The 20,950-nt window shown below is 67.3% G+C and carries 24 protein-coding genes; 16 read left to right on the forward strand and 8 right to left on the reverse strand.

What is annotated here, in order from left to right; all coding sequences use genetic code 11:
• The first annotated feature begins 3 nt into the window (after positions 1–3).
• A complete protein-coding gene (gene aac(3) / locus ACSQ3M_RS05790; RefSeq protein ID WP_436149093.1) occupies positions 4–834 on the forward strand; it encodes an aminoglycoside 3-N-acetyltransferase in 831 nt (276 codons plus the stop codon).
• Between the two features lie 39 nt (positions 835–873).
• On the opposite strand, the gene ACSQ3M_RS05795 is transcribed toward aac(3), so the two are convergent.
• Positions 874–1,683 carry an SDR family NAD(P)-dependent oxidoreductase gene (locus ACSQ3M_RS05795; RefSeq protein WP_436149094.1) on the reverse strand — a complete coding sequence of 270 codons (810 nt, stop codon included), beginning with the start codon at positions 1,681–1,683 and terminating at the stop codon, positions 874–876.
• 158 nt (positions 1,684–1,841) lie between these two features.
• Here ACSQ3M_RS05795 and ACSQ3M_RS05800 point away from each other — a divergent pair, with 158 nt between their 5' ends.
• Positions 1,842–2,558, forward strand: a complete 717-nt coding sequence (locus tag ACSQ3M_RS05800; protein WP_436149095.1) for an alanyl-tRNA editing protein — start codon at positions 1,842–1,844, stop codon at positions 2,556–2,558.
• Positions 2,559–2,608: 50 nt separating this feature from the next.
• Entirely contained in the window at positions 2,609–3,463 is an 855-nt protein-coding gene (gene sseA, locus ACSQ3M_RS05805; RefSeq protein WP_436149096.1) for a 3-mercaptopyruvate sulfurtransferase, read from the forward strand.
• A gap of 61 nt (positions 3,464–3,524) precedes the next feature.
• Here sseA and ACSQ3M_RS05810 read toward each other — a convergent pair whose 3' ends face one another.
• A complete protein-coding gene (locus ACSQ3M_RS05810) occupies positions 3,525–4,448 on the reverse strand; it encodes a glutaminase (RefSeq protein WP_436149097.1) in 924 nt (307 codons plus the stop codon).
• A 136-nt stretch (positions 4,449–4,584) separates the two neighbouring features.
• Between ACSQ3M_RS05810 and ACSQ3M_RS05815 the strand changes: the two genes are divergently transcribed.
• Positions 4,585–5,334, forward strand: a complete 750-nt coding sequence (locus ACSQ3M_RS05815; protein ID WP_436149098.1) for a peptidase — start codon at positions 4,585–4,587, stop codon at positions 5,332–5,334.
• Here the strand turns inward: ACSQ3M_RS05815 and ACSQ3M_RS05820 are convergent, their stop codons facing one another.
• Positions 5,335–6,042, reverse strand: a complete 708-nt coding sequence (locus tag ACSQ3M_RS05820) for an ankyrin repeat domain-containing protein (protein WP_436149099.1) — start codon at positions 6,040–6,042, stop codon at positions 5,335–5,337. It abuts the gene before it with no gap.
• 255 nt (positions 6,043–6,297) lie between these two features.
• Positions 6,298–6,504 (reverse strand): TOBE domain-containing protein, encoded by a 207-nt coding sequence (locus tag ACSQ3M_RS05825; RefSeq protein ID WP_436149100.1) that lies wholly within the window; start codon positions 6,502–6,504, stop codon positions 6,298–6,300.
• 114 nt (positions 6,505–6,618) lie between these two features.
• Between ACSQ3M_RS05825 and modA the strand changes: the two genes are divergently transcribed.
• The 4 genes from modA to ACSQ3M_RS05845 all read left to right on the forward strand — a co-directional run bounded on the left by modA (position 6,619) and on the right by ACSQ3M_RS05845 (position 9,577).
• Positions 6,619–7,425 carry a molybdate ABC transporter substrate-binding protein gene (gene modA / locus ACSQ3M_RS05830; RefSeq protein WP_436149101.1) on the forward strand — a complete coding sequence of 269 codons (807 nt, stop codon included), beginning with the start codon at positions 6,619–6,621 and terminating at the stop codon, positions 7,423–7,425.
• A 24-nt stretch (positions 7,426–7,449) separates the two neighbouring features.
• Positions 7,450–8,148 carry a molybdate ABC transporter permease subunit gene (gene modB / locus ACSQ3M_RS05835; RefSeq protein ID WP_436149102.1) on the forward strand — a complete coding sequence of 233 codons (699 nt, stop codon included), beginning with the start codon at positions 7,450–7,452 and terminating at the stop codon, positions 8,146–8,148.
• Positions 8,145–9,236 carry a molybdenum ABC transporter ATP-binding protein gene (gene modC / locus ACSQ3M_RS05840; protein WP_436149103.1) on the forward strand — a complete coding sequence of 364 codons (1,092 nt, stop codon included), beginning with the start codon at positions 8,145–8,147 and terminating at the stop codon, positions 9,234–9,236. The genes modB and modC overlap by 4 nt, the downstream gene beginning before the upstream one ends.
• Positions 9,237–9,430: 194 nt before the next feature.
• The gene (locus ACSQ3M_RS05845) at positions 9,431–9,577 is read left to right on the forward strand and encodes an SEC-C metal-binding domain-containing protein (RefSeq protein WP_436149298.1); all 147 of its coding nucleotides are present in this window, start codon (positions 9,431–9,433) and stop codon (positions 9,575–9,577) included.
• Between the two features lie 121 nt (positions 9,578–9,698).
• Here the strand turns inward: ACSQ3M_RS05845 and ACSQ3M_RS05850 are convergent, their stop codons facing one another.
• From ACSQ3M_RS05850 to ACSQ3M_RS05860, 3 genes are all read right to left on the reverse strand, one after another.
• Positions 9,699–10,073 carry a winged helix-turn-helix domain-containing protein gene (locus ACSQ3M_RS05850; RefSeq protein WP_436149104.1) on the reverse strand — a complete coding sequence of 125 codons (375 nt, stop codon included), beginning with the start codon at positions 10,071–10,073 and terminating at the stop codon, positions 9,699–9,701.
• Between the two features lie 26 nt (positions 10,074–10,099).
• Entirely contained in the window at positions 10,100–10,735 is a 636-nt protein-coding gene (locus ACSQ3M_RS05855) for a pyridoxamine 5'-phosphate oxidase family protein (protein WP_436149105.1), read from the reverse strand.
• Between the two features lie 84 nt (positions 10,736–10,819).
• Positions 10,820–11,647 (reverse strand): phosphogluconate dehydrogenase C-terminal domain-containing protein, encoded by an 828-nt coding sequence (locus ACSQ3M_RS05860; RefSeq protein WP_436149106.1) that lies wholly within the window; start codon positions 11,645–11,647, stop codon positions 10,820–10,822.
• Positions 11,648–11,866: 219 nt separating this feature from the next.
• On the opposite strand from ACSQ3M_RS05860, the gene ACSQ3M_RS05865 reads away from it, so the two are divergent.
• From ACSQ3M_RS05865 to ACSQ3M_RS05875, 3 genes are read left to right on the forward strand one after another with little or no spacing between them, the layout of a single operon-like run.
• Entirely contained in the window at positions 11,867–13,060 is a 1,194-nt protein-coding gene (locus ACSQ3M_RS05865; protein WP_436149107.1) for a CaiB/BaiF CoA transferase family protein, read from the forward strand.
• 11 nt (positions 13,061–13,071) lie between these two features.
• Entirely contained in the window at positions 13,072–13,854 is a 783-nt protein-coding gene (locus tag ACSQ3M_RS05870) for an enoyl-CoA hydratase/isomerase family protein (RefSeq protein WP_436149108.1), read from the forward strand.
• Positions 13,851–14,732: an NAD(P)-dependent oxidoreductase gene (locus ACSQ3M_RS05875; RefSeq protein WP_436149109.1), complete on the forward strand. Its 882-nt coding sequence runs from the start codon at positions 13,851–13,853 to the stop codon at positions 14,730–14,732. The genes ACSQ3M_RS05870 and ACSQ3M_RS05875 overlap by 4 nt, the downstream gene beginning before the upstream one ends.
• A 186-nt stretch (positions 14,733–14,918) precedes the next feature.
• On the opposite strand, the gene ACSQ3M_RS05880 is transcribed toward ACSQ3M_RS05875, so the two are convergent.
• A complete protein-coding gene (locus tag ACSQ3M_RS05880; protein ID WP_436149110.1) occupies positions 14,919–15,653 on the reverse strand; it encodes a GntR family transcriptional regulator in 735 nt (244 codons plus the stop codon).
• A gap of 120 nt (positions 15,654–15,773) precedes the next feature.
• Between ACSQ3M_RS05880 and ACSQ3M_RS05885 the strand changes: the two genes are divergently transcribed.
• The 5 genes from ACSQ3M_RS05885 (at position 15,774) to ACSQ3M_RS05905 (ending at position 20,949) form a co-directional block, all read left to right on the forward strand.
• The gene (locus tag ACSQ3M_RS05885; RefSeq protein WP_436149111.1) at positions 15,774–16,445 is read left to right on the forward strand and encodes a cyclase family protein; all 672 of its coding nucleotides are present in this window, start codon (positions 15,774–15,776) and stop codon (positions 16,443–16,445) included.
• 40 nt (positions 16,446–16,485) lie between these two features.
• Entirely contained in the window at positions 16,486–17,883 is a 1,398-nt protein-coding gene (locus tag ACSQ3M_RS05890) for an NAD(P)H-dependent oxidoreductase (protein WP_436149112.1), read from the forward strand.
• 165 nt (positions 17,884–18,048) lie between these two features.
• Positions 18,049–19,035, forward strand: coding sequence for an amidohydrolase family protein (locus ACSQ3M_RS05895; RefSeq protein WP_436149113.1), 987 nt, complete (start codon positions 18,049–18,051; stop codon positions 19,033–19,035).
• 88 nt (positions 19,036–19,123) lie between these two features.
• Positions 19,124–19,669, forward strand: a complete 546-nt coding sequence (locus ACSQ3M_RS05900; protein ID WP_436149114.1) for a TRAP transporter small permease — start codon at positions 19,124–19,126, stop codon at positions 19,667–19,669.
• Positions 19,666–20,949, forward strand: coding sequence for a TRAP transporter large permease subunit (locus tag ACSQ3M_RS05905; RefSeq protein WP_436149115.1), 1,284 nt, complete (start codon positions 19,666–19,668; stop codon positions 20,947–20,949). The genes ACSQ3M_RS05900 and ACSQ3M_RS05905 overlap by 4 nt, the downstream gene beginning before the upstream one ends.
• The last annotated feature ends 1 nt before the right edge of the window (position 20,950 follow it).

The following is a 20,950-nucleotide window of genomic DNA, read 5'->3' on the forward strand; positions in this document are numbered from 1 at the left end:
ACCATGACGCTGCCTCCCGCCTCCTTCGTCACGCGCACTGCGCTCGCCGCCAATCTCGCCAAGCTCGGCCTCGTTTCCGGCGATGCCGTCATGGTCCATGCCGCCGTCAGCAGGGTCGGCCGCCTGCTCGACGGCCCCGACACGATCATCGCTGCGCTCTCCGATGCAGTGGGGCCGGGCGGCACCGTCCTCGCCTATGCCGACTGGGAAGCGCGATACGAGGATCTGGTCGACGCAGATGGGCGCGTGCCGCCGCAATGGCGCGATCACATCCCACCCTTCGATCCGCAGCGCTCGCGCGCGATCCGCGACAACGGCGTGCTGCCGGAATTCCTGCGGACGACGCCGGGTGCGCGGCGCAGTGGCAATCCCGGCGCCTCCCTCGTCGCGCTCGGGGCGAAGGCCGACTGGTTCACCGCCGCTCACCCGCTCGACTACGGCTATGGCGAAGGCTCGCCGCTGGCCAAGCTGGTCGAGGCCAACGGCAAGGTGCTGATGCTCGGCGCTCCGCTCGACACGCTGACCTTGCTGCACCATGCCGAGCATCTGGCTGACATCCCCGGCAAGCGCATCAGGCGGATCGAGGTTCCGCTTGCGACACCGACCGGCACGCAATGGCGCATGATCGAGGAATTCGACACCGGCGACCCGATTGTCGAAGGGCTGGCCGAGGACTATTTTGCGGGAATCGTGACTGAGTTCCTCGCCAGCGGCCGAGGGCGGCAAGGTCTGGTCGGCGCAGCCCCGTCCGTGCTGGTCGATGCAGCGGCGATCACTGGCTTCGGCGTAAGCTGGCTCGAGGCGCGGTTCGAATCATCCTCACCCGGATTCTGAGCTCTATGACCCAAGCCATTGGGAAAGAGTCATCTCCGGCTACACCGCCCCGTCCCGTCGCCCGCCGCGATGCTCGCCGGCCATCCGGCGCATTGCCCAGAAATAGGCTGGATAGGGCAGCAATCGCAGCCCCTTCATCAGCCAGGCGAGGCGGCGGGGGAAGGTGATCTCGAAGCCGCCGCGCCCGAAACCGTCGACGATGCGGGCCGCCGCCTCCTCGAGAGAGACCATGAACGGCATCGGGAAGCTGTTGCGCTGGGTCATCGCCGTATCGACGAAGCCGGGATTGACCAGCTGCAGCCGGATGCCGTGCCGGTCGCAATCGAACTTCAAGGCTTCGCAGAGATGGATCGCCGCCGCCTTGGAGGCGCCGTAAGCCGCAGCGCCCGGCAGGCCGCGATAGCCCGCCAGCGAGGCATTGACCGCGATCTGGCCCTTGCCCCGCACCGCCATGCGCTCGGCGACCGCGGCCATGCCGCGTACCGCGCCCATGAGATTGACGGCGAAGACCTGCTCGAAGGCGGGAATATCGATAAGGCCCGGCCCGTTGCGCGGAGCGATACCGGCATTGAGGAAGGCGAGTGCGATCGGCCCGTGCACGCTCTCGATGCCCTCGACCACGGCCGCCATCGCCATCGGATCGGCGACGTCGCCACAATGGGCGACGATCCGCCCCGGCAGCCCGTCCGCACCCAGTGCCAGTGCTTCGAGCTTGTCGAGCCGTCGCGCTGTCGCAGCGACCGTCCAGCCGCGCCGCGCCAGCTCGAGCGCCACGGCCGCGCCGATGCCAGAGCTCGCCCCGGTCACCCAGGCGACGCCGTCCTGCGGCTGCATACGCGGCATGGTCATATCGCGAGCGGTCTCCATGCCATGGCAATCCTGCGCCGGACCCTAGTGATGCGAAGCCCGCAGCGGAAGCCCCGCCGGCGGCGCTCCTGCTTCGCCCTCCACCGTCTTTCCCGGCTCGGGCTTGCCTGCGATAAGTTCAGGCGAAGAAGGAGATCGCAATGCCGACCGAATTGCTGTTCCGAGCCGATGCCTATCTTGGCGAAACGCCCGCGACCGTCGTCGCGATCAACGAGCGCGGCGGCATCGAGCTCGACCGGACAGTATTCTACGCCACCGGCGGCGGCCAGCCGGGCGATGCCGGCGTCCTGGTCCGTAGCAATGGTTCTGAAATCGCCATCGGCACGGCGATCTACAATCCCGAGGACAAGAGCCGCATCCTGCATGTCCCGCTCGAAGGCCAGGCGGCGCCGGCCGTCGGCGAGGCCCTGGTCGCCAGGCTCGACTGGGAGCGCCGGCTGAAGCGCATGCGCATCCACACTGCGCTGCACCTGCTCAGCGTCGTCCTGCCCTACCCCGTCACCGGTGGCGCGATCAGCGACGGCGACGGAAGGCTCGATTTCGACATTCCCGAAGGCGGGCTCGACAAGGCCGAGCTGACCGAGAAGCTCAATGCGCTCGTGGCGAAGAACGCCGCGATCAGCGAAAGCTGGATCACCGACGAGGAACTCGACGCCAATCCTGGCCTGGTCAAGACCATGTCGGTCAAGCCGCCGCGTGGCTCGGGCCGGGTCCGGCTGGTTTCGATCGAAGGCATCGACCTGCAGCCTTGCGGCGGTACGCATGTGCGCAATACCTCGGAGATCGGCGCCGTCTTGGTCACCGATGTCGAGAAGAAGGGCAAGCAGAACCGGCGCGTGCGTATCTCGCTCGCTTGAGCCTCCCGCCATAACATCCTGAGAACAGACTCACTTTCGAGGACACGCGCATGGCCCGCAACGACATCTTCGTCTCCACACAATGGCTGGCCGAGCGGCTCGACGCGCCCGACATCGTCGTGGTCGACGGCTCCTATTACCTGCCGGCGCAGAAGCGCGACGCGGCCGCCGAATATGCCCAGCAGCGCATCCCGGGCGCGGTGCGTTTCGACATCGACGCGGTCAAGGACAAGAGCTCGAACCTGCCGCACATGCTGCCGCGGCCGGACGCCTTTGCCGCCGCCGTCGGCGCCATGGGCATCGGCGACGGCATGCGCATCGTCGTCTATGACGGGCTTGGCCTGTTCTCGGCGCCGCGGGTGCGCTGGACCTTCCAGACCTTCGGCGCCAAGGACGTGGTCATCCTCGGAGGTGGCTTGCCGCAATGGCTGGCCGAGGGACGCCCGGTCGAGGACGGCACGCCGAAACCGCGCAAGCCGCGCAGCTTTACCGCCAGGCTCGACCATTCCGCCGTCGCCGACATCAATGACGTGGCGCGCGCGCTGGAGAGCGGCGCGATTCAGGTCGTCGATGCCCGCCCGGCAGATCGCTTCCGCGGCGAGGCGCCCGAGCCGCGCCCTGGGCTGCGCTCCGGTCACATGCCGGGCTCGCTCAGCCTGCCCTCCTCGGCACTGGTGGCCGATGGCAAGCTCAAGGAGCCCGAAGCGCTCGCCGCGGCGTTCCGCGAGGCCGGCGTCGACATCGACAAGCCGCTGCTGACAAGCTGCGGCTCCGGCGTCTCGGCGGTGATCCTGTCGACGGCACTGGAGCTGCTCGGCAAGCCGGCGCGCTCCGTCTACGACGGCTCCTGGGCCGAATGGGGCGCGAGCGAGCGCCCGGTCGCGACCGGGCCGGCGAAGACCTGAGCAGTTATTTGTTTTACGCGAATTCTGATCGTTCGACCGCGCCGGTCGAACGGAAAGCGCGCTAGAAAACCGACCAGCCGGTGCGCTCGACCAGGCGTTCGAGCGCCATTGCGCCGACATGCGAGGTACCGGCCGCGTTGAGTCCGGGCGACCAGACCGCGATCGCCGCCTGCTTCGGCACAATGGCGAGGATGCCGCCGCCGACGCCGCTCTTGCCGGGCAGGCCGACCTTGAAGGCGAACTCGCCCGAGGCGTCGTAATGGCCGCAGGTCATCATCAGCGCCTTGACGCGACGCGCCCGCGCCGGCCGGCAGACCACATTGCCAGTCAACGGATCGACACCGTCGCCGGCGAGGAACAGGCCGGCGCGGGCGAGTTGGGCACAGCTCAGCTTGAGCGCGCATTGGTGGAAATAGACGTCGAGCACCTCGGCGACCGGGTTCTTCAGATTGCCGAAGGCGCGGATGAAGTTGGCGAGGCTGGCATTGCGGAAACCGGTCTGCGCCTCCGAGCCTGCGACCTCATCGTCGATCGAGACTGAAGGGTCGCCCGAGCGCTCGCGCAGGAAGGCGAGGATCTCCGCCGCAGTCTTTTTCGGCGTCCGGCCAGTCAGCAACGCATCGGTGACGACGAGCGCGCCGGCATTGATGAACGGGTTGCGTGGTACGCCGCGCTCCTGCTCGAGCTGGACGATCGAATTGAACGCTGAGCCCGACGGCTCGCGCCCGACGCGCTGCCAGAGCCGGGCGCCGACCCGCTCCAGCGCCAGCGTCAGCGTGAAGACCTTGGAGATGCTCTGGATCGAGAACGGGACGGCGGCGTCACCGGCCTCGGCCCGCTCGCCGGTACAGGTGACGACGGCGAGGCCGAAATGGCGTGGATCGACCCGCGACAGCGCCGGAATGTAATCGGCCACCTTGCCGCCGCCGATATGCTCGGCGATGTCGGCATGAACGGCTGCGACGATGTCCGACAGGTTGCGCAATGTCCGAACTCCGCCGCTGCCTAGCCAATAAGCAGCCGACCTTGGCATCCGCCCATCCGTGCCGCAATCACGCCGGCGGGAGCTTGGCAAACTCGGTCCCCCCTGCGCATGCTGCGCCCGCGCTGGGGAACCGACCATGACCTATTGCCTCGGGATCCTGCTGCCGTCGGGCCTGATCCTCGCTTCCGACTCCCGCTCCAGCGCTGGCGTCGACCAGATCGCCGTGGTGAAGAAGCTCGCTCTGTTCGAGGTACCGGGCGAGCGGGTGATCGCGATTCTCTCGGCCGGGAACCTGGCGACGACGCAGGCCGTGATCACAATGATCCGGCAATACACCAAGCATAAGCAAGACAGCGCCGCGGGCAGCGAGAACCGCGACATCCTGGCGGCGCGTACCATGTTCGACGTGGCGCAGATCGTCGGCGGTGTGCTGCGCGAGGTGCTGCGCGCCAACCGCGCCTTCGTTGAACCCTATGGCGACCCGAACGGCTCTTTCATTGTCGCCGGCCAGATCGCCGGTGAGCCGCATCGCCTGTTTCAGGTCTATTCGGCCGGCAACTTCGTCGAAGCCTCCGGACGTACCCAGTTCCTCCAGCTCGGCGAGACCAAATACGGCAAGCCGATCCTCGACCGGGCGCTGCAGGAGGCGAGCGGGCTCGACGAGGCAGCCAAGCTCGCTTTGCTCTCCTTCGACGCCACGGTCCGCTCAAACCTCTCGGTCGCGCCGCCGATCGATCTGCTGCGCTACGAGGCCGACAGCTTCTCGACCCGGCATCTGGCCAAATACGACAGCCACCATCCCTATTGGGCCGACATGCGCCAGCGCTATAGCGACGGGCTGACGGCGCTGGTCGCGAGCCTGCCCGCGCCGGACTTCCCAGCCTGACTACTGCAGCAGCGTGACCATCGCCGCATAGCCACGGCGGCGGGCGTGCTCGAGCGGCGTGACGCCGTCGCGGTCGGCGAGATCGCGCCGCGCCCCGGCGGTCACCAGCGCCCTCACCGTCTCGACATGGCGCGGCCCGCCATCGCCGAGGATCACCGCCTCGATCAGGGCAGTCCAGCGGAGATTGTTGACATGGTCGAGCGGGGCGCCGGCGGCGATCAGCTCGCGGACCACGCCGTCATGACCGAGATGGGCCGCTGCGATCAGCGCCGTGCCGCGATAGGGGCTGGTGATGGCGCGCGCGTCGCCGCCAATGGCGAGCGCAGTCCGCATCGTTTCGAGATCGTCGGCGACCGCCGCGATGGTGATCGCGTCATAGGACTGGGCATCGAGCGCGCGCGGATCGGCTCCCGCTTTCACCAGCACCTGCATCGCCTCGCGCTGGCGGGCATGGGTCGCGACATGCAGCGCGGTGCGGCCCTGGCCGTCACGGGTTTCGAGTCGGCTGCCGGCTGCGACTGCCTCCCGAAGGGCTGCCAGGTTGCCGCGATGAGCCGCAAGATGCAGCGCATCATAGGCTGCGATCTCTGCCGGCGATGGTGGAATCTGGGCTTCCGCAGCGGGACACAGGCTGAGGCTCCCGACGATGAGGAGACTCCGAAACCCGTTTCGGCAAACGTTAGCCCCGCGTCGTTTCGCCTCACGCATTCGCTTTCATCCGCCATTTCAGCGCAATAGGCGCGAAAAACCGCAACTTGCTCAAAATAGGGTCAGCTTTGCTGTCCCTTCCCTCTTGCGAGCCGATCCGGGCCGCCCTATTTCATGTGCACCGCAGCAGCGATGTTGCGGCGCCCTCCTTGGGCGTTTCCTCCCTAGACTTGGGCCTGCGCTTCGGCGTGGGCCTTTTTCTTTGCGGCGAAGGCTACGCAGCCGGCATCAGCCGCGCAACCAGGCGCACTGCGCTCAGTCGATCGCGATCATCACGTCGGAGGCCTTCACCACGGCGTAGGCCTTCTGCCCGACTGCGAGCTTAAGCTCGTCGACCGCGGCATTGGTGATCGCCGAGGTGACGATGGTGCCGCCGACATCGAGCTTCACATGGGCGGTGGTCGCGCCCTTGACGATCTCGGTGATGGTGCCCTTGAGCTGGTTGCGGGCGGAAATCTTCATGCTGGTCTCCTCGATCTGACAAGCTTGCGAGCCGGTCTCTGCCGGACTCGACCTTTGGTCGCTCACCGTTATATTCAGCCGCACATAGCGACAGCAACCGGAGCGAGGACCAACATGCCATCGAACCGCCGCCATGTTCTCGGTTTCACCGCCGCGCTGCTGATCGGCGTCGCCTCCTTCACTGGCCCGGCCCTCGCGCAGAGCAAGGAACTGGTGATCTTCGCCGCCGCGAGCCTAAAGAACGCGCTCGACGAGGCCACGGCCAATTGGGTCAAGGAAAGCGGCAAGCCGGCGCCGAAAATCTCCTATGCCGCCAGCAACGCATTGGCGAAGCAGCTCGAACAGGGCGCGCCGGCCGATCTCTTCCTCTCGGCCGATCTCGACTGGATGGACTACGCCCAGCAGAAGAACCTGATCATCAAGGAGAGCCGCGTCAGCCTGCTCGCCAACCGGATCGCGCTGATCGCGCCCGCCGATGCCGCGACCACGGTAACGCTGGCGCCGGGCGTCGATCTCTCCGCCGCACTCGGCTCGAGCCGGCTCGCCATGGGCAATGTCGATTCGGTGCCGGCCGGCAAATACGGCAAGGCGGCGCTGGAGAAGCTCGGCGGCTGGGACAAGGTCAAGGACAAGATCGCGCAGAGCGACAATGTGCGCGCTGCGCTGCTGCTGGTCTCGCGCGGCGAGGCGCCGCTCGGCATCGTCTACACCACCGACGCCGCCGCCGATCCGAAGGTCAAGGTGATCGCTACCTTCCCGGAAGACACCCACCCGCCGATCATCTATCCCGTCGCGATCACCAAGGATTCGGCCAATGCCGATGCGCAGGGCTTCCTCACCTATCTGCGCGGCAACGGCGCCAAGGCCAGCTTCGAGAAGCAGGGCTTCACGGTGCTGAACAAGCCCGCCTCTTCCTCGTAAGGCATTGCTCGTAAGGGGTTGCTCGTGAGCGACTGGCTGACGCCGGAGGAATGGACGGCCGTCCGCCTCAGCCTGATCGTCGCGACCACCGCCATGCTGGCGAGCCTGCCTCTGGGGCTCGCCGTCGCCTGGCTGCTGGCGCGCGGGCGCTTCTGGGGCAAATCGCTGCTCGACGCCGTCATCCACCTGCCGCTGATCCTGCCGCCGGTCGTCACCGGCTATCTCCTGCTGATCGGCTTCGGCCGGCGCGGGCCGATCGGCCAATTCCTCTATGACTGGTTCGGCATCGTCCTGTCGTTCCGCTGGACGGGTGCGGCGCTCGCCTGCGCCGTGATGGGCTTCCCGCTGATGGTCCGGGCGATCCGGCTCTCGATCGAGGCGATCGACCGCAAGCTCGAGGATGCGGCGGGCACGCTCGGCGCCGGCCCGTTCTGGGTGTTCCTGACCGTTACGCTGCCGCTCGCTCTGCCCGGCATCCTCGCCGGCATGATCCTGTGCTTCGCCAAGGCGATGGGCGAGTTCGGCGCAACCATCACCTTCGTCTCCAACATCCCCGGCGAGACGCAGACCCTGCCCTCGGCGATCTACACCTTCACCCAGGTGCCGAACGGCGATGCCGGCGCGATGCGGCTGACGCTGATCTCGATCGCGATCTCGGTCGCGGCGCTATTTGCCTCGGAGTTCCTGGCGCGATTGGTCGGCCGGCGGATCGCCGTCGAATGAGCGCGGTCGTCGAGGTTTCCGTTTCGCATCGATTGGGCGCCTTCGCGCTCGATGCAGCTTTTGTATCCGACGGGCGCCTGACGGCGCTGTTCGGCCGCTCGGGCTCGGGCAAGACCTCGCTCGTCAACGTGATCTCCGGCCTGATCCGGCCGCAAGCCGGCCGCATCGTCATCGACGGCCGGGTGATGCTCGACAGCGCGGCCGGTAGCTTCGTGCCGAAGCACCGGCGCCGCATCGGCTATGTCTTCCAGGAGGCGCGGCTCTTCCCGCATCTCTCGGTGCGCCAGAACCTGCTCTATGGCCGCTGGTTCGCGCCGAAGGCGGAAGATGGCGGCAGCAAGCTCGACGACGTGCTCGACCTTCTGGGCATCGGCCACCTGCTGCGACGGCAGCCGGGCGCGCTCTCCGGCGGCGAGAAGCAGCGCGTCGCGATCGGCCGCGCCCTCCTAGCCAAACCGCGTCTCCTCCTGATGGACGAGCCGCTCGCCTCGCTGGACGAGGAGCGCAAGGCCGAGATCCTGCCTTACATCGAGCGCCTGCGCGACAGCTTCGGCATTCCGATCGTCTATGTCTCACACTCGATCGCCGAGGTGGCGCGGCTCGCCACCCATCTCGTCATCCTCGACCAGGGCAAGGTCTCGATGAGCGGGCCGACCGCGGAATTGATGTCCCGCCCCGATGTGCCGATCCTTTCGGCCGCGCCGGAAGCGGGCGCGATCCTCGAGGCGCGCGTCCTGCGCCACGAACCCGAGCACGGTCTGACGATCCTGGAGACGCAAGCCGGGCTGCTGCAGATCGGTAGGCGCAAAGTGCCGGAAGGGACGGCGCTGCGCGTGCGCATCCTCGCCAGCGACGTGATGCTCAGCCTCAAGCCGCTTGACGGAATCAGCGCCTTGAATGTCTTGCCCGGAACGGTCGCTGCCATCGGCGCGCGGCATGGCGACGGCGCAGCACTGGAAGTGAAACTCGACTGCAATGGCGCCGGCCTGCTCGCGCGCCTCACCGCGAAATCGGCCGAACAGTTGGAACTCGCCCCCGGCAGCCCGGTCTATGCCGTGATCAAGAGCGTCTCGATCGATACGCCGTAGCACGCTCTTGTCTTGCTTTGGCGCTACCATTACGAGAGCGCCCCACCACAACCCGCAGGAGGGTGCCATGACCAACAAAGTTCGCCATTTCGACGACCAGTCGTCCTTTTGAAGTTACGAGCAAGCGCCGTAAATCCTATCCGTCCGAGACCAAGGTCAAGCGCGGCGTTCGCATCGTCCATAGCGATGTCGAACTGCAAGAGAAGCTCGGCCGCAACGATCTATGCGTCTGTGGATCAGGGCTGAGATTTCAAACGCTGCTGCATGCGAAGCGGCCGCTTCGACGGTTCCGACCGCGACGACTATTTTCAGAGACTGATGCCGATGGTCATCGGGAATAATTGTCCAAACTGAGCTCTGCCGCCATTTAGGACCGTCCCGGGCGCCCGCAAGGCAACCGGGACGACCTGCGCTTTTTCTATCCGGCAGGACCAATGGCCATCTTCATAGTCGCTGGCGTCATCACGAGTCCCGTAACGCCACAGCCTCCCGCAGCGCCGCGATCTCGGCCGCGCCCGCCTGCATCGTCTTCGCCTCGATGGCGCGATAATTCGCGACGATCTCACGGCCGAGCGGCGTCAGATGAGCTCCCCCGCCCTTGGCGCCACCGGGCTGCGCCTCGACGAGCGGCGCGCGGAAGATGCGGTTGAGATCGTCGACCAGCAGCCAGGCGCGGCGATAGGACATCTTCATCGAGCGGCCGGCGGCAGAAATCGAGCCGGTCTCGCCGATCGCCTCCAGCAACTGCACCTTGCCAGGGCCGAGGCGTCCGCCCGGCGTGAAGTCGAGCCGGAAGCTGAAGCGCGTGGCAGGCAAGGGCCGATCAGCCTTAGACATGCCCAGCCCTCCGCCGCCGCGCGCGCTCAGTAGAGCCGCGTGCGGTAGCCCTCTTCCATATTGGCGTCGGCTTCGGCGGCGTCGATCGCCTTGGTCTGCTCGGCGACGATACGCCCCAGCGTCGGGAAGCTCCCGCGCTCGACCTGCGATTCCTGAGCCCAGAGCTTCGAGCGAATCAGCGCCTTGCCGCAATGGAAATAGGCTTCGTCGACCTCGACGATCAGGCCGAGCTTCGGCGCCTTCTCCTGCATGGCCAGAGGCTGCAGCAGCGCGGCGTCTGTGGTCATCCGCGCCCGGCCATTGACGCGCAAGGTCTCGTTGATGCCCGGCACGAAGAAGACGAGGCCGACACCCGGCGCACTCAGCACATTGGCGAAGGAATCGACCCGGTTATTGCCACGCCGATCCGGAATCAGCAGCGTCCGATCGTCGAGCACCTGGACGAAGCCCGGGCCGTCGCCGCGCGGGCTGGCATCCGCCCTGCCCTCGTCATCGGCGCTGGCCAGCACGAGGAAAGGCGAGAGCGCGATGAAATCGCGGCAGAACTGGTCGAGCCGGTCGAGCACCTTCTTCTGCGCGAGCGGATGCACCTCACCGACGAGCGAGCGCAGTTGCGCCGGATCATCGACAGTCAGGCTCGGCTTCTCGCTGATCGCACTCATCTCATCTCTCCGAAGGCATGCCGGCTCACCGGCGAAGCAGGCATATCACGGCTTCGAGGTCGGTCGAAGCCGTGCTGGCGACACTCAGGTGATGCGGCGCACGCTGTCGGCGATCTCGTCCGGCTCGAACAAGCGTTTCCAGTCCGGCCGGAGGATCGTCTCCTTGCCGAAGACGATCGCCTTGTTGCAGGCGTCGGAGAACACGCCCTGGACCTCGCCGAAGGTCACCGCCGCCAGGATGTTCATGTGGCCGAGCAGGAAGTCGCGCGCTGCCTCGCGCGGCACGCCGCGCGAGATCGCCTCCTCCATCGCCTCGCGCATCGCGTCGAGCAGCGTGGCGCAGACGGTTTCCGAAAGGCCGGGCTCGAGGATCGCCATCTGCTCGACGGTGACGCGATGCGAGCGCATCACCGGCGCCCAGATCGCCCGCGCCACCTCCTCGCCAAGCACGTAATGCGCTTCCGGCCCCTGCATCAGCGCATTCACGATGTGCTGCTTGGCGGCGATGCCGCCAAAATGGTCGGCCCGCGCATCGGGGGCCGTCTCGTCGTTGAAGATCGGCGGATGGCAGGGATGGGTGACGAAATAGGTGATGTCGGCACGCCCCGGCAGATGGCCGGCATAAGGCGCGGCAGCGTCGAGGATGACGACGATCGTCCCGGCGGCGAGCTTCGGCACGAGATCACGAGCCACCGCACCGACAGCGGTATCCGGCACCGCCAGGATCACGACCTCCGCGCCCGCGATCGCGGCATCCGGCTCGATGCAAGCGGTACCGAAGACCTCGCGAACGCGCTCGCGGCCCGCCGGACTGACCTCGACATGACGGGTCTCGAAGCGCGAGCGGGCGAGATTGCGGCCGAGCCGCATGCCCATCTTGCCGCCGGCACCGAACAGTGCGACCACCGTCATCGTCTTCCTCCGGGTTCACGCGTCCGTTGCCGACGCTGTCCGGCAAGCTCGCAGGGCTTTCCGTCAATCGTCAACGCCGCTGTTGCCCCAGTTGCGGGCGCCCGTTGTCCGGCTGGCGCATGGCTCGCCTGCCCATCTTGCATGCAAGATGGTGCGAAGATTGACGCCCTCCAACGATGACAGGATAGTCGGCGCCCTTGTCACGCCCTCCGGATCACCATGCCCCGCCCGACGCCGTCCACCGCCCTCGAACGCTTGCGCGTGCTCGACCTGACGCGCGTGCGTGCCGGACCGACCTGCGCCCGCATCTTCGCCGATTTCGGCGCGGACGTGATCAAGATCGAAAGCCCGCCTGGCGTCGATCCGAACGAGAACATGAGCGGGCCGCGGCATGGCTACGACATGCAGAACCTGCACCGGAACAAGCGCTCGCTGACGCTCAACCTGAAGAAGGAGCCGGCCAAAGCGATCCTGCGCAAGCTGATCGCCGACGCCGACCTGCTGGTCGAGAACTTCCGGCCCGATGTGAAGGAGCGGCTCGGCCTCGATTTCGAGACGCTGCATGCGCTCAATCCGCGCCTGATCCTGGTCTCGATCTCGGGCTTCGGCCAGAGCGGGCCCTATCGCCTGCGCGCCGGCTTCGACCAGATCGCCCAGGGCATGGGCGGGATGATGTCGGTGACCGGCCTCCCCGGCCAGGGACCGGTGCGCGCCGGCATCGCCGTCGCCGATTCCGCCGCCGGGCTCTATGGCGCGATCGGCGCGCTTGTGGCGCTGCAGGAGCGCGCCGTCTCGGGCAAGGGGCAATGGGTGCAGACCTCGCTGCTCGAGGCCCAGATCGGCATGATGGATTTCCAGGTCGCGCGCTATCTGGTCGAGGGCAAGGTGCCGCCGCAGGCCGGCAACGACCACCCCTATGCGACGCCGATGGGCGTCTATGCGACGCGCGACGGCCATATCAACCTCGGCGTCGGCGCCGAGGGGCACTGGCGCTCCTTCTGCGGTGTGCTCGGCCGGCCGGAGCTCGCGACCGACCCGCGCTATGACAACATGGAGAAGCGTTTTGCGGCGCGGCCGGAATTGCGCGTGCTGCTCGAGGAGATCATGACCGCGCAGGACAGCGCCTACTGGCTCGACGCTTGCGAGAAGGCGTCCGTGCCGGCCGGCCCGATCTATGCGGTCGATGCCGTCTTCGACGACCCGCAGGTGCAGCATCTCGGCATCGCGCAGCCGGTCCACCATCCCAAGCTCGGCGACATCCGTGTCGTCGGCGAGCCGGTCAGCCTGTCGCGCACGCCGGCCAGCATCGCAACACCGACGCCGGACGCCGGCGACCACAATCACGAAATCCTCGCCGAGCTCGGTTTCGATGAGGCGGCCATTGCCGGCCTCAAGGCCGAAGGCGCGATCTGAAAGGTATTTGGATGACTGACGAGATCCTCTACGACATCGCCGACGGGGTCGGCACGGTCACGCTGAACCGGCCGCAGGCGCGCAATGCGCTGACCTTCGCCATGTACGAAGGGCTGGCCGAAATCCTCGGCAATCCCGAGAAGCATGGCGCGCCGAAGGTGTTCGTCGTCACCGGTGCCGGCGACAAGGCCTTCGCCGCCGGCACCGACATCGCCCAGTTCCGTGAGTTCAAGACGGCGGAAGACGCGCTCGCCTACGAGAACCGGATCGAGCGGGTGATCACCTCGATCGAAAGCTGCCCGGTGCCGACGATCGCGGCGATCGCCGGCGCGGTCACCGGCGGCGGCGCGGCGATCGCCTGCGCCTGCGACCTTCGGATCGCGACGCAATCGGCCCGCTTCGGTTTCCCGGTGGCGCGCACGCTCGGCAACTGCCTGTCGATGGCGAACTACGCGCGCCTCGCCAGCCTGCTCGGCTCGGCCCGCGTCAAGGACATCATCTTCACCGCCCGCCTGGTCGAGGCCGAGGAAGGCCATCGTGTCGGGCTCTACAACGAGCTTGTCGCCGACCATGCCGCGCTGATGGCGCGGGTGAAGGAGCTTGCCGAGACGATCCGCGGCCATGCGCCGCTGACGATGCGCGCGACCAAGGAGGCGCTGCGCCGGCTAACCCAGGCGGCGAGCGCCGATGTCGACGGCGATGACCTCGTCACCCTCTGCTACACCAGCGCCGATTTCCGCGAGGGCATGGAAGCCTTCCTCGGCAAGCGCACGCCAAACTGGCAGGGCAAATGAGCGAAACCATCGGCTTCATCGGCCTCGGGCTGATGGGCGCGGGCTTCTGCAAGCGCCTGATCGCGACCGGCCGCACCGTCGTCGGCTTCGATCTCGACCCGGTCAGGCGGGCGGAAGCCGAAGCGCTCGGCGTCATCCTCGCCGCTTCCCCGGCCGAGGTCGCCGAGCGCGCCAATCCCGTCTGTATCGCAGTGACCACCACCAAGGCGGTGCAGGCTGTGGTGAGCGGCGAAGGCGGCATCCTCTCGGCCAAGTCGCAATCCGGCGCGATCGTCATCGATTTCTCGACGACCGAGATCGACGTGACCAAGGCGATCGCAGCGGCGCTGTCGGAGGCCGGCATCGGCTTCATCGACGCGCCCGTCTCGGGCGGCCCGCCGGCGGCGGAAGCCGGCAAGCTCGCGATCATGGCCGGAGGCGCGCCGGAGGCGATCGCAGCGGTGCGGCCACTGGCCGAGAGTCTTGGCCTCTTCACCCATATGGGCGCGGTCGGCGCCGGCCAGGCGACCAAACTGGTCAACCAGGTGCTATGCCTGACCAATTACGTCGTCGTGGCGGAATCACTGCGGCTTGCCGAGGCCTATGGCGTCGATGCCGACAAGATCCCTGCGGCGCTGGCGCCCGGCCTCGGCAATTCGGCGGTGCTGCAGGCGATGATGCCGCGCATGGTCGCCCGCGACTTCGCACCAAAGGGCTACGCAAGGCAGGTTCTGAAGGACCTCGAAATGCTGATGGAGGCCGGGCGCGAGCACCATCTTGCCATGCCGATGGTGGCGCAGGCATTGATGCTCTACCGGATGCTCGTCGCGCAGGGGCATAGCGAACTCGACGCGATCGCGGTGCTCAAGGTTCTACCTGAGGCCGAGCGGGCGCACTGATTGATCGGCGCGCGACAGCTCACACCGTCTTTCCGGGGCGCTGCGCAGCAGCGAGCCCGGAACCCAGAACCGATGCCATATCCGGAAATGCAGACCGACCGCCGCGCTTCAACTCGCAAGCACATCGGTTCTGGGTTCCGGGCTTAGGCCTGCGGCCTGCCCCGGAATGACGACGGTGCGATGGTTTCAGCGCCCCTCCCCAGCCGTGCCCTTGTCCTTCAGTGCCGCGACCAGACCTGACAGCCCGTTGCGGACATGCTCGCCCAAGCGCTGGCTCGCCAAGGCGGCGTCGCCGGCGGTCAGCGCCGCGAGGATCTGCTCGTGCTCCTGGATCGCCATTTTCCAGCGCTTCGGCCAGAGGTTCGACGAATAGCGGGCACGGTCGACCCTGAGCGCCAGCAGCTCCCAGATCCAGAGCAGGACCGGATTGCCGGATAGCTCGACGATGCGGCGGTGGAAGGCCTTGTTGGCCTCGAAATAGCCCGGCAGCTCGTCGCGGGTGTGATGCAGCAGCATCCGGTAATGCAGCATGCCGATCTCGGCGACGGCCTCGTCGGTCACGCGCGCCGCGGCGAGTTCCCCAGCCAGCCCTTCGATCGTCGAGACGACGTCGATCAGCGCCTCGATCTCGCCGACATCGAGTTCCGAGACCACGGATGAGTGGTTCGGCAAGGCGCGCAGCAGGCCGTCCTGGGTCAGTGTCTTGATCGCCTCGCGGACCGGCGTGCGCGAAACGCCGAGCTGCAGGCAGAGCTCGCGCTCGTTGAGTTTGGAGCCCGGCGCCAGAGCACCCGTGACGATCAGGTTGCGCAGTTGCGCCACCGTGCTGCCGTGCAGAGCGCCCTTGCGCCGGCCTGGTTCGGGCTGCGGCAGCTGGGCGAGAAGCGCTGCGAGTGGGGTCGTGTCGGCAGGACTATCCATAACGTCCTGTATATCGCGCCGCCGGGTCGGTGTCGAAAAATTCTTGCATGCAAGAATTCACGCACCTAGAACGGAGCGGCCGGGCAACCGGTGATCCCTTTCCGATTTCCGGACAGCGCCATGAACATCGTCGACCTCTCCATGCCGATCGCGCCGCATTTCCGCTGGCCGGTGGAGCTTTCGATCAAGGGCGACATCGCCGCGGGCGACCAGTTCCGGGTGTCGAAGATCAACGGCCCCTGCCATGGCTTCTCGCATGTCGATGCCGCCGCGCATTTCGTCGCCGGCGCCCCGACGATCGAGACGACGCCGCTCAGCCAAGTGGTCGGCCCCTGCCGCGTGCTCGACCTGAGCCAGCGGCCGGCCAATGAGCCGATCGGCCCCGAGCATCTCGCCGCAGCCGATCGCGGGGGCGCCGATGGCGAGATCCTGCTGCTCGCAACCCAATGGAACGACCGGCGCGACTACCAGGACAAGAGCTTCTGGACCGAGGCGCCCTGGCTGACACTCGAAGCCGCGCAATGGCTGGCTGAGCGCAAGCCGACCGCCGTCGCCTTCGACTTTCCGCAGGACTACCCGATCCGGTTGCTGCTCGAAGGCAAGGAGGTGCCCAAGCCCGAGCATGTGACGCATCACGTCCTGCTCAGTCATGGCGTCACGCTGATCGAATACGTCGTCAACACCAGCAAGCTGAAGGCCCCGCGCAACCTGTTCTCGGCGGCGCCGCTGCTGATCCCGAACGCCGACGGCGCCCCCGCCCGCATCTACGCCATCGAGGGCCTGGCCGTCTGACGGCCACCGCCTCTGCCCCACCCGAACGAAAGCTTCCCTGGTGAATATCGAGAACCTGTTCGCGCTGAAGCCCAGCGCTCCCGACCGCGTGATCTCTGCAGCGCTGGTCGGCGCCGGCGAATTCGGCGCGAGCTTCATCGGCCAGGCCCGGCGTGCGCCCCATATCGAACCGCGCGTGGTCTGCGATCTCGACATTGGGCGGGCCCGCAAGGCGGCGCTCGCCGGCGGCCTGACCGAGGGCGAGATCATCGCCTGCCATAGCGCCGCCGAGGCCAAGGCAGCGCTCGAACGCGGGCTGGTCGCGCTGATCGGCGACGCCGCTCATCTCGAAGGGCTCCCCGTCGACGTCGTCGTCGAGGCGACCGGCGATCCGGAAGGCGCGGCTATGACCGCGCTCGCGGCGATCGAAGCTGGCCGCCATCTCGTCATGGTGACCAAGGAGGCCGAGTGCATCATCGGCCCGATCCTGGCTCACCGCGCCAGGCAGAACGGCGTCGTGCATACGCCGGTCGACGGCGACCAGCCGAGCCTGCTGATCGGGCTGATCGGCTGGGCTCGCGTGCTCGGCCTGCCGATCGTCGCCGCCGGCAAGTCATCTGAATCCGACTTCGTCTGGGATGCCGAGGCCGGCACCGTCACGGCCTGGGAGAAGTCGGTGCCGGCCGCCGATTTCGCCGCAGCATTCGGCAAGCTCGGCAGCGACCCGCTCGCTTTGCTCGACGCCCGCGCCAAATTGCCATTCCCGCGCGCCACCGTGCCCGATCTCTGCGAGATGGGTATCGTCGCCAACCATACCGGGCTCATGCCGGACATCGCGGCGATGCATGCACCGATCGCGCGCACCACCGAATTGCCGAGCCTGTTCCGCCCGGCGGCCGAGGGCGGCCTGCTCTCCGGCACCGGCCGCGTCGACATGTTCAACTGCCTCAGGCGGCCGGACGAGCTCTCCTTCGCCGGCGGCGTCTTCGTCATCGCCGAGACGCCTGATACCGCTACCGGCAAGCTATTTGCCGGCAAAGGTATCCCCTGCTCGCCGGACGGCCGCTATGTCCTGCTGCACAATCCCGTGCACCTGCTCGGCGCCGAGGCGCCGATGTCGGCGCTGTCGGCCGCGCTGCTCGGCCAGTCGACCGGCGGCGCCGAGGTCCTGCCGCGCGTCGACCTGACGGCACGGGCGAGCCGCGATCTCGAGCCCGGCGAGACGCTGACCATGGGCTATCGCCACGTCATCGAAGGGCTGGAGCCGCAATTGACCCCTGCCCGGCCGCTCGGACCGAACGAGCCGGTTCCCTACTACCTCACCGCAGGCCGGCCCGTGGTGCGCAAGGTGGCGCGCGGCGCTGTCGTGACCTGCGCCGACGTTGCGCTCGACGAGAGCACCACACTGGTTCGCCTGCGCCGCGAGCAGGATGCGCTGTTCAACCCGAGCGCGCTTTGACTCTACGGCAACATTCTGTATGCAGCATACAATAATTGGCAATGACCAATCGCGAGCGGGCGACCGCCGAGGAAACGATCGGGAGGCAGGGATGACGGGCACCAGCACCGGACCGGCCGAACATAGCCTGATGCACGCCCGCCTTCAGGCGGCGCGGGGTTAGTCATGGTCGCGAGCCCCGACCAGCGCGCCCGCTTCCTCGCCACCGACGCCGATGACGACCTGCCGATCATCGACGCCCACCACCATTTCTTCGACCTTGCGCGCAATTATCACCCCTGGCTGAGCGATCAGCCGGTCGCCTTCCGCTATGGCGACTACAGCGCGATCAAGCGCGACTTCATGCCGGCCGATTATCGCCGCGCCACAGCCGGGCATCTCGTCGTCGGCAGCGTGCTGATGGAAGGCGAATGGGATCCGCGCGATCCAATCGGCGAGATGCGCTGGGCCAGCAATGTCGCTCGCGAGCACGGCCTGCCGAGCGCCGCGATCGGCCAGATCTGGCTCGACCGCGAGGATGCCGGCGAGGTCGTCGCGGCCTATCGCGACCTGCCTTTGGTGCGCAGTGTCCGACACAAGCCCAAGGCGGTTGCCCGCGAGGACCACCAACCGGATTTCGCCGCGCCCGGCTCGATGCGCGATGCAAAGTGGCGCGACGGCTATGCCCTGCTGGCGGGAGCCGGGCTCAGCTTCGATCTCCAGACCCCGTGGTGGCACCTGGGCGAGGCGGCCGAACTCGCCCGCGATTTCCCGGCGACCACCATCATCCTGAACCATGCCGGGCTGCCGGCCGACCGCAGCGCCAAGGGGCTCGCCGCCTGGCGCGCGGCACTCGGCCGGCTGGCGCGCGAACCCAATGTCGTCGCCAAGATCTCCGGCATCGGCGTGCCCGGGCAGGCGTGGACGCTTCCATTGCAGGCGCCGGTGATCGAGGGCGTGATCGCGGCCTTCGGCGTCGAACGCTGCGCCTTCGCCAGCAATTTCCCGGTCGACAGCATCTGCGCCTCGTTCGCCACGATCTTCGACGTGTTCAAGGCCGCGGTCCACGAGCGGCTGGCGGCCGAGCGCCTCGCTCTGTTCCATGACAACGCCGCGCGCTGGTACGGGCTCGCAGAGGATGTTCCGCAAAAGTGGGAACCACTTTTGCGATGAGAACATCCTCCAAATTATTGATTTTGCACGAATTCCTTTCGTTCAACCGGACCCGGCTGAACGGAAAGCGCGCCGAGGAAACCGCCTCATGAGACTACGCGGCCTGTTCCTGCGACTGACCGAGGACCTGCTGATCGCCGGTTTCGTCGTGATGATCGCCATGGTCTTCGGCAATGTCGTGCTGCGCTACGGCTTCAGTTCCGGCATCATCTCTTCGGAGGAGCTGTCGCGGCTGATTTTCGTCTGGCTGACCTTCGGCGGCGCCTTTCTGGTGGCGAAGGACGGTCAGCATCTCGGCATGACCACCGTCGTCACCATGCTCGGCCGCAATGGCCGCCGGTGGTGCCGGCTCGCGGTCGAGGCGCTGTCGCTGCTCTGCATGGGAATGCTGGTGGTCGGCTGCTGGCAGCAGGCCTCGATCAACATAGAGAACCACCAGCCGGTCACCGGCGTGCCCGTCGCCGTGACCTATCTCGCCGGCCTCGCAGGCGGCATCGGCATCGGTGCGCTCAACCTGATCGCATTGGCGCGGCTCCTGACCGGCCGCATGCCGGATGACGAACTCGTCGTCGGGGCGGAATCGGAGGAGCTCACCGCCTTCGAGAACCAGCAGGCCGCGGAGAAGCGGCCGTGACCGTCTTCATCTTCCTGGGCTCGCTGATCGGCGCGATGGCGCTCGGCATGCCGATCGCGATGGCGCTGCTCGTCTGCGGCGTCGCGCTGATGCTGCAGCTCGACACCTTCGACTCGCAAATCCTGGCGCAGAACCTGATCGGCGGGGCCGATTCCTTCCCGCTGATGGCGGTGCCCTTCTTCATGCTCGCCGGCGAACTGATGAATGCCGGCGGCCTCTCGCGCCGGATCATCGCGCTGGCGGTGACGATGGTCGGCCATGTCCGCGGCGGGCTCGGTTATGTGGCGGTGCTGGCGGCGCTGGTAATGGCGAGCATCTCCGGCTCGGCTGTCGCGGATACCGCCGCGCTCGCCGCCATCCTGCTGCCGATGATGAAGCAGGCCGGCTACAACCTGCCGCGCGCCGCCGGGCTGATCTCGGCCGGCGGCATCATCGCGCCGGTGATCCCGCCCTCGATCGGCTTCGTCGTCTTCGGCGTCGCCGCCGGCGTCTCGATCACCCGCCTCTTCCTCGCCGGAATCGTGCCGGGCCTGCTGATGGGGCTGGCGCTGGTGATCACCTGGTACGTCGTCGCGCGCGACGAGCCGGCAGCCCGTCCCCGGCGCGCCAGCCTGCGCGAGGTCGGGCGATCGGCGCTCGACGGTCTCTGGGCACTCGGCCTGCCTTTCCTGATCATCGGCGGCATGAAGGGAGGCGCCTTCACACCGACCGAGGCTGCGGTCGTCGCCGCGGTCTATGCCGGGTTTGTCGGCGGCTTTGTCTATCGCGAGCTGAAATTCGAGCATCTGCGCCCGGCCCTGCTCAGCGCACTCAAGACCTCGGCCGCGGTGATGTTCCTGGTCGCGGCGGCGATGGTCTCGGCCTGGCTGATCACCATCGCCGACATCCCGAGCCAGGTCGCGAGCCTGCTCGGCCCGCTGATCGAATCGAAGACGCTGCTGATGTTCGCGATGATGTTCCTCGTCATCGTCGTCGGCACGGCACTCGACTTCATCCCGACCGTGCTGATCCTGACACCGGTGCTGATGCCGATCGTCAAGCAGGCGGGCATCGACCCGGTCTATTTCGGCGTGATGTTCATCATCAACAACGCCATCGGCCTGCTGACCCCGCCGGTTGGCGTCGTGCTGAACGTCGTCTGCGCCGTCGGCCGCATCCCGATGGACAAGGTCGTCCGCGGCGTCATGCCCTTCCTGCTGGCGCAAGTCGCCGTGCTTCTGCTGCTGATCCTCGTGCCGGAGATCGTCACCGTGCCGGCGCGCTGGTTCTACGGGCGCTGAC

The organism is Allobosea sp. LjRoot90 (assembly GCF_964254315.1).
Classification (GTDB): domain Bacteria; phylum Pseudomonadota; class Alphaproteobacteria; order Rhizobiales; family Beijerinckiaceae; genus Allobosea.

Excerpts from the sequence above, each read along its gene's own strand:
- ACSQ3M_RS05795 (WP_436149094.1), bottom strand. The coding sequence starts at position 1,683 with ATGACCATGCCGCGTATGCAGCCGCAGGACGGCGTCGCCTGGGTGACC.
- ACSQ3M_RS05800 (WP_436149095.1), top strand. The coding sequence starts at position 1,842 with ATGCCGACCGAATTGCTGTTCCGAGCCGATGCCTATCTTGGCGAAACG.
- sseA (WP_436149096.1), top strand. The coding sequence starts at position 2,609 with ATGGCCCGCAACGACATCTTCGTCTCCACACAATGGCTGGCCGAGCGG.
- ACSQ3M_RS05815 (WP_436149098.1), top strand. The coding sequence starts at position 4,585 with ATGACCTATTGCCTCGGGATCCTGCTGCCGTCGGGCCTGATCCTCGCT.
- ACSQ3M_RS05820 (WP_436149099.1), bottom strand. The coding sequence starts at position 6,042 with ATGCGTGAGGCGAAACGACGCGGGGCTAACGTTTGCCGAAACGGGTTT.
- ACSQ3M_RS05825 (WP_436149100.1), bottom strand. The coding sequence starts at position 6,504 with ATGAAGATTTCCGCCCGCAACCAGCTCAAGGGCACCATCACCGAGATC.
- modA (WP_436149101.1), top strand. The coding sequence starts at position 6,619 with ATGCCATCGAACCGCCGCCATGTTCTCGGTTTCACCGCCGCGCTGCTG.
- modC (WP_436149103.1), top strand. The coding sequence starts at position 8,145 with ATGAGCGCGGTCGTCGAGGTTTCCGTTTCGCATCGATTGGGCGCCTTC.
- ACSQ3M_RS05850 (WP_436149104.1), bottom strand. The coding sequence starts at position 10,073 with ATGTCTAAGGCTGATCGGCCCTTGCCTGCCACGCGCTTCAGCTTCCGG.
- ACSQ3M_RS05855 (WP_436149105.1), bottom strand. The coding sequence starts at position 10,735 with ATGAGTGCGATCAGCGAGAAGCCGAGCCTGACTGTCGATGATCCGGCG.
- ACSQ3M_RS05860 (WP_436149106.1), bottom strand. The coding sequence starts at position 11,647 with ATGACGGTGGTCGCACTGTTCGGTGCCGGCGGCAAGATGGGCATGCGG.
- ACSQ3M_RS05865 (WP_436149107.1), top strand. The coding sequence starts at position 11,867 with ATGCCCCGCCCGACGCCGTCCACCGCCCTCGAACGCTTGCGCGTGCTC.
- ACSQ3M_RS05870 (WP_436149108.1), top strand. The coding sequence starts at position 13,072 with ATGACTGACGAGATCCTCTACGACATCGCCGACGGGGTCGGCACGGTC.
- ACSQ3M_RS05875 (WP_436149109.1), top strand. The coding sequence starts at position 13,851 with ATGAGCGAAACCATCGGCTTCATCGGCCTCGGGCTGATGGGCGCGGGC.
- ACSQ3M_RS05880 (WP_436149110.1), bottom strand. The coding sequence starts at position 15,653 with ATGGATAGTCCTGCCGACACGACCCCACTCGCAGCGCTTCTCGCCCAG.
- ACSQ3M_RS05885 (WP_436149111.1), top strand. The coding sequence starts at position 15,774 with ATGAACATCGTCGACCTCTCCATGCCGATCGCGCCGCATTTCCGCTGG.
- ACSQ3M_RS05895 (WP_436149113.1), top strand. The coding sequence starts at position 18,049 with ATGGTCGCGAGCCCCGACCAGCGCGCCCGCTTCCTCGCCACCGACGCC.
- ACSQ3M_RS05900 (WP_436149114.1), top strand. The coding sequence starts at position 19,124 with ATGAGACTACGCGGCCTGTTCCTGCGACTGACCGAGGACCTGCTGATC.